The organism is Vibrio sp. YT-18 (genome assembly GCF_033337345.1).
Classification (GTDB): Bacteria; Pseudomonadota; Gammaproteobacteria; order Enterobacterales; family Vibrionaceae; genus Vibrio; species Vibrio alginolyticus.
The window spans coordinates 1-1104 of record NZ_JAWOQO010000226.1; the positions used below are offsets into that span (position 1 = coordinate 1).

General features: G+C 46.3%; 1 protein-coding gene. It reads left to right on the forward strand.

Features of this window, described 5'->3' with window-relative positions; translation table 11 throughout:
* Nucleotides 1-1104: cytochrome c-type biogenesis CcmF C-terminal domain-containing protein (locus R7M72_RS25590; protein ID WP_318056528.1), on the forward strand; the 1104-nt coding region annotated here is incomplete at both ends.

Sequence of the window (1104 nt, forward strand, 5' to 3'; positions counted from 1 at the left end):
CCGCCACTTTTATATTTAGGTTACGTTGGTTATTCCGCCATTTTGGCGTTTGCACTTGCGGCGTTATTAAGCAAACGGCCTGTCAATGAATGGTACCGTTGTACGCGAAAGGCCGCGTATTTTGCCTGGGGAACCCTGACTGTTGGTATCCTTGTCGGCTCTTGGTGGGCATACAATGAACTTGGCTGGGGAGGCTGGTGGTTTTGGGACCCAGTAGAAAATGCCTCTTTATTGCCGTGGTTAACCGGCACTGCACTCCTGCACAGCGGAGTATTAGCAAAGAAAAATCAGGGAGCGTTGTGGAGCACATACGCGTTGGCGTTTGCGACCTTTAGTTTAAGCATTCTCGGGACATTTATCGTACGTTCTGGCGTATTAACGTCGGTGCATGCTTTTGCTGTGGATCCTACCAAAGGTTTAGCCCTGCTTGCTGTGCTTAGTGCGTTAGTATTGATGACGTTTGGCGTACTGATTGTGCGTGGAGATGCCATCAAACCATTTAGGTTAAGTTCCTTGATCAGTCGAGCTTATATGGTGTGTGTGTCCATTGGACTTTTGGTCATATCCACGGCGATCGTCTTTTTAGGTACGTTCTATCCGATGATTTATCAATTGCTAGGGTTGGGAAACATCTCTGTTGGTGCGCCGTATTTTAATAGCTTGATATTTCCTCTTAGTATTTTCGCTTTGTTGGCGTTAGCCATGACGCCAATTTTGCGGTGGACAAAAGGAGTGTGTGCGAACTGGAAAGGGCAATTCGCCTTCGCAAGTACTATCGCTTTAGGTGTCGTAGCCGTCTTTATCTTGTCGGTTGATACCGTGCGTATTGGGACAATCACGAGTGTATTTTTAGCAGCTTGGGTTATTACTACGCACACTATGTTATGGCTGAATGCCGAAAACAAAGGGCCACTAATCAAGATGGTATTAGCACACGTCGGTTTTTCTTTAGCCGTTGTAGGAGCTGTCTTCAACAGTGAATACTCGTTCCAATACAACTTGCGAGTAGGGCCAGGTGTTTCACATCAAAGAGCAAACATTGGTATCGATTATCAAGGTATGGATTGGGTAATAGGGCCAAATTACACCGCAGAACAAGCAAGG